Origin of the sequence: Phyllobacterium sp. (assembly GCF_037994405.1) — a bacterium.
GTDB lineage: Bacteria > Pseudomonadota > Alphaproteobacteria > Rhizobiales > Rhizobiaceae > Phyllobacterium.
This window is the reverse complement of record NZ_JBBNAN010000221.1, coordinates 1-3437: the sequence shown is the minus strand read 5'-3', so window position 1 is coordinate 3437 and position 3437 is coordinate 1. Positions and strand designations below refer to the sequence as shown.

The following is a 3437-nucleotide window of genomic DNA, read 5'->3' as shown; positions in this document are numbered from 1 at the left end:
GCTATCCGGCGCGGTGCGTGACCGCGGCGTGGTCATTCAGAGAAAGACCGGCAGACCAGTTCAATTTGAGATCACCGAGCAGACACCCACCGCCGTCCAGGCTTGGATCGCTTGCCGAGGCCTAAGTGAAGCCGACTTCCTCTTTCCGAGCAGGCTGCACTCCAAGCCGCACATGTCGACCCGTCAGTACGGCCCGATCGTCGACCGGTGGGTAGGAAGCATCGGATTTGATCGAAGCGCTATGGTACTCATTCGATGAGGCGAACTAAGGCTTCGCAGATCTATAAGAAGACTGGCAACATCCGAGCAATTCTTGCTCGGGCATACCAAGCTTGAAAGCACCGTTCGCTATCTCGGGATCGAAGTCGATGACGCTCTCGCAATTTCCGAGCAGGTCGATCTCTGACTCAGGTGGGGACGGCGCTTCAACGCGCCGTTCCAGACCAGTAGTCGACACTCGGCAGCGAGCTGAGAGTGCGCGCAACAGGTCAAGACTGTCATTCGAGAACGCCCCTAGGCGCGGGCTGTTGCGAACACTGGAACACCAGAAGAGCCTTTGTGCTGTTGGCAGCTGGATCTCAAGCGGACATCATGAAACCTTTTGACTTTTAAGCCGTTATCGCCCTTATGTCAGGGGCTAAGTTCAAACCGAAATCGGTCGACGGCGCCAAACCACGCGGTGCTGAAAAGTCGCGCCAGGAGAAGGCATCGACTGTCGAAGTCGCGTCTGAGGTCGATGGCCAGGGCGCGCCGCCGGATTTCATCGACCCCGATCCAGAACTGACGCCTGAGGAGGCCGAGCAGGCGCGCAAGAGATACTTGCTGAGGCGTTTCTGGATCAGCGCGCGCGGTTACTGGGGCCGCGGTGGCGATAGGCTCGCTTGGCCGTTCTCAATCGGGCTTTTGATCCTGATATGTATCAATGTCGGCTTCCAGTATGGAATCAATGTCTGGAATCGCGCAATTTTCGACGCCATCGAGCAACGCAATGCCCGCACCGTTTATTTCCTGAGCGCCGTTTTCCTGCCGCTCGTGCTCGGAAGCGGAAGCCTTGTCGTTGCACAAGTCTTCCTTCGTATGACGATTCAGCGCCGCTGGCGTTCCTGGCTCACGACCGCAGTCATCGCGCGTTGGCTCGCAAACGGCCGTTACTATCAGTTGAACCTCGTCGGCGGCGACCACAAGAACCCCGAAGCCCGCATCGCGGAGGATTTGCGGATTGCCACCGAATCGCCCGTCGATTTCATCGCTGGTGTCATCTCCGCATTTCTGTCGGCCTCGACCTTCATCGTGGTGCTCTGGACTATCGGCGGGGCCCTGACCCTGACGATCGCAGGTTCGACCGTGACTGTTCCCGGCTTCCTCGTCATCACTGCAGTACTCTATGCCGCGATCACGTCCACCTCGATGGCGCTCATTGGCCGCCGTTTCGTCCATCTCTCTGAGGAAAAAAATCAGGCGGAAGCCGAATTCCGCTACACGCTGACGCGCGTGCGGGAAAACGGCGAGAGTATCGCATTGCTCGGCGGCGAGGAGGAGGAGCGTAGCGGCATCGACAAGACGTTCGCCAATGTGCTCAGGCAATGGGCGCTTCTTACAGGCCAGCACATGCGCACAGCGCTGGTGTCGCAGGGGTCGAGCCTGTTCGCGCCGATCGTGCCGGTCTTGCTTTGCGCTCCGAAATTTCTCGAAGGTAGCATGACACTTGGACAGGTAATGCAGGCTGCCTCTGCCTTTGCCATCGTGCAGGGCGCGTTCGGATGGCTGGTCGACAACTACCCCCGTCTCGCCGATTGGAACGCCTGTGCACGGCGCATCGCCTCTCTGATGATGTCGCTCGACGGGCTCGAGCGCGCGGAACAGAGCGACGCCTTCGGACGCATCAGGCGCGGCGAAACTGAAGGCGATGCGATGCTCAGCTTGAACAATCTCTCCGTGTCGCTTGACGACGGCACCGCCGTGGTCAAGGAAACCGAGGTCGTGATCGAACCAGGCGAGCGGGTGCTCGTGGCCGGCGAATCCGGTTCAGGCAAGAGCACGCTGGTGCGGGCCGTCGCAGGTCTGTGGCCGTGGGGTGACGGCAGTGTCAATTTCCACGCCGACAGACGACTGTTCATGTTACCGCAACGGCCTTATATCCCCTCCGGGACGCTTCGCCGTGCAGTCGCCTATCCCGGCGCCGCCGATAACTGGACGTTGGAGAACATCAACGCGGCCCTCGACAAGGTGGGACTCGATTATCTGAACGGCAAGATCGAGGAAGACGCGCCATGGGACCAGACCTTGTCGGGTGGCGAAAAGCAGCGGCTCGCGTTCGCGCGCCTCCTGCTGCACACTCCCGATATCATCGTGCTGGATGAAGCAACCTCAGCACTCGATGAGAAGAGTCAGGACAAGATGATGGAGATGCTCATCCACGAATTGCCCAAGGTCACCATCATAAGCGTAGCGCATCGAGCCGAGCTGGAGGCCTTCCATAGTCGCAAGATCACATTGGAGCGGCGCGAGGGCGGCGCAAAGCTTGTCAGCGATATCGATCTTGGCCAGCGCAAGAGCAGACGGAACTTGCTCGTGCGCCTTCTGAGGTAGTAGCCAAGAAAGGTTCCTGAGCGACACAGGCCATCCATCCGGAGCTGAAAGTCCAACGACCGCTTTTTGCAAAGCGGCCATCGGGCAGCTGCTCTTGGCCACAAACAATTGAAATTGCGATTGTCATGGTCGAAGTTCACAACCTTGAGTGAAGATGGTGATTCAATGCAAGCGGGAATGATGGGCGTCTAAGCTTTCTTTGCGCCTGCGAATAACGTTTGACGACGAAACGGCTCGGCGCTCCATTTACTGCATCCAGCACGGCAATGGCGGGTGGCAGATCGGACGCGACCTGCAAGTCCGGTATGTGCTTGAAGGCTCGATCGAGCGCCAAGGCGAGCGCATCCGCACCACCGCACAGCTCATCGATTCGGAGACTGGTGCTCACGTTTGGTCGGAACGTTGGGATCGCCCGGCGCTGCTTGCTCGTTCCAGCAACTCCAATGAAGGGCCGAAAGCTACCTAAGCTGTCATCCAAGCTTACGATTTGGACGTCCCCCAGGACCATGACGTGCCGCTGGTGGCGCATGCCACATAATCCCGGAAATGCATATACAGCAGGCATTTCAATAGATATTTGGTTGTTCGTCCAATTGCTTGGCGAGGACGCCTCAGCCGCTCATGGTGCCTTCACGCGAGTACTTCGCGCTTCGGTCCACGAGGAAGACCACGAGGTCCGAATCTACGGAGGCCGTCAGGGTCACAGGCGTTTGATGCGGCCCGATCATGAGGGCCGTGTGCTTTCCTACCCGTTGCTGGCCGACAAATGCTTCGCCATTGAAGACGTAGAACCATCGGTCGAAACCGTCCTTTGACGGCAGGTCGATGCTTTCGCCTGCCGAGATGCG

Annotated in this window: 2 protein-coding genes and 2 pseudogenes; 3 read left to right on the top strand and 1 reads right to left on the bottom strand. The window is 58.7% G+C overall.

Annotated features, from left to right (window positions below; translation table 11 throughout):
* The 3 genes and pseudogenes from AAAC48_RS12315 to AAAC48_RS12305 form a co-directional block, all read left to right on the top strand.
* A pseudogene (locus AAAC48_RS12315) lies at nt 1–406 on the top strand (tyrosine-type recombinase/integrase); the annotation flags it as partial.
* 221 nt (nt 407–627) lie between these two features.
* Complete coding sequence (locus AAAC48_RS12310; RefSeq protein ID WP_340654448.1) at nt 628–2589, top strand: ABC transporter ATP-binding protein/permease; 1962 nt, start codon at nt 628–630, stop codon at nt 2587–2589.
* A gap of 199 nt (nt 2590–2788) precedes the next feature.
* Nucleotides 2789–3055 carry a hypothetical protein gene (locus AAAC48_RS12305; protein WP_340654447.1) on the top strand — a complete coding sequence of 89 codons (267 nt, stop codon included), beginning with the start codon at nt 2789–2791 and terminating at the stop codon, nt 3053–3055.
* 145 nt (nt 3056–3200) lie between these two features.
* On the opposite strand, the pseudogene AAAC48_RS12300 reads toward AAAC48_RS12305, so the two are convergent.
* A pseudogene (locus AAAC48_RS12300) lies at nt 3201–3437 on the bottom strand (pirin family protein); the annotation flags it as partial.

Coding starts and splice junctions, on each gene's coding strand:
- AAAC48_RS12310 (WP_340654448.1), top strand. CDS start 628: ATGTCAGGGGCTAAGTTCAAACCGAAATCGGTCGACGGCGCCAAACCA.